Annotated in this window: 3 protein-coding genes; all 3 read left to right on the top strand. The window is 28.2% G+C overall.

Going from position 1 to position 1,591, the window contains the following annotated elements:
- The coding region (locus tag ACYVTD_RS12480) for a hypothetical protein (RefSeq protein WP_461248081.1) at positions 1-220 on the top strand (220 nt) is incomplete at its 5' end.
- A gap of 89 nt (positions 221-309) precedes the next feature.
- Positions 310-756, top strand: a complete 447-nt coding sequence (locus ACYVTD_RS12475; RefSeq protein WP_461248080.1) for a PH domain-containing protein — start codon at positions 310-312, stop codon at positions 754-756.
- 39 nt (positions 757-795) lie between these two features.
- Positions 796-1,591 (top strand): YARHG domain-containing protein (locus tag ACYVTD_RS12470; protein WP_461248079.1); only part of this gene is annotated, 796 nt, incomplete at its 3' end.

Raw genomic sequence — 1,591 nt, 5'->3', positions numbered from 1 at the left:
ATATCTGACAGATAAAGAAAAGAAAAATATTATTAAAAAATATAAGAAAGGGAATGTTTATTCCAAATTGTCAATTTGGTACAATTTAACAATAGACAATGAAGAACAAAATGGAAGCGGAATGTTAGACGATTTTGAATTTTACGAGGGAGCCGCTCTTGAACCTGCATTGCTTCCTACAAACCTTAATTTTTTTAAGGTTAAATATCTGCAAAAATAAAATTGTTTGTATTGTATGAATGCTTTTACTGCACTGTTTTTTCTTGACATAAATATAGAAAACTGTTATTATTTTTTAAGGGATATAATATGAAAAGTTTTGATTTTATTACTTCTCAATTCAATGGAACTACTGGTTTAATAACACTGGTTGTTTTATTTGTGGTTTTAATAGGTTGTATTGGCTTAATATTTTTTACGAAAAATCCGTCAGTAATTATTGACAATGGATTTTTGACTATAAAATCATTATTCTATGGGAAAACAATCGCTATTAATGAAATTAATGTTGACGGTATAAAACAATTGAATTTATCCAATGATAAAGACTACCGTATAAAAATCAGAACAAATGGAATTGGCTTGCCGGGTTATTATGTCGGTTGGATGCGGTTAAACAACGGGCATAAAGCACTGGTGTACATAAAAGACAAAACCAATGTAGTTTTAATCCCCACAAATGATTATGACGTATTAATAAGCGGTGGTGATGTTACAGTAATTAAAGATAGCATAAATAAGACGCTCAATTTTTAGCCTTATTGCATAAATAATATAAACAAATATGGAGAGTTTGTGAAAAAAATTATATTTGTATTTATTTTTATAATGATGTGCCAGTTTATATATTCTCAATCAGAGGCAATGCGGTTTTTTACAATGGGTTTTAACGCAAGGAATTATTTCCGAGGAAACCGCACAACTTATTTTTTATATGGATATAAAGATTATTCAGAAGCAATAGTATCTGAAAAACATCTTGAATTAAGTATAGGTAATAACTCTTTTTATACTGTAGGATTTTTGGATTATTCATTAAATGAACAAGAACGTTATAATGGTCAAAATAACAGCATTGGTTATCAATGGATTTCACCTGGAATAGGATATGTCGGAGAGGAGCATAAAATTGAAAATGGCAGACTTGTATATTGGGCTATGGCAGAAGGTGATTATCCATACCTCATATCAGAGCGGATAGAACATAATAATCAAAGAATAATAATTGATACAAAAGATCGCAGTGGGGATAAATATCAGGTTATGTTTTATAACGTATCCAAAAATGAAATATTAGATTTGTTTTTAAAAAATTATTTAAAACTAATTATTGAAACAAATGAAATGGTAAATAAACGTAATATTGTTGAAAATCAAGAATATATAACGCCTTTATTATCTGGAAGAACACCACGAGAACTTGCAATTTTCAGAAATTGTTTATATGCGATAAAAGGATATAAATTTTCAAATTCTACATGGACAGATTTTTTTAATAAATATTTAGACGGATATAATGGTCGATACACAAATGATGAAGTAACAGCAATGTTTACTAAAAATGAAAAATGGTTATTGGATTTAATTATAC

The organism is Treponema sp. R6D11, from assembly GCF_054786075.1.
This window is presented reverse-complemented; position numbering and strand designations above follow the sequence as displayed.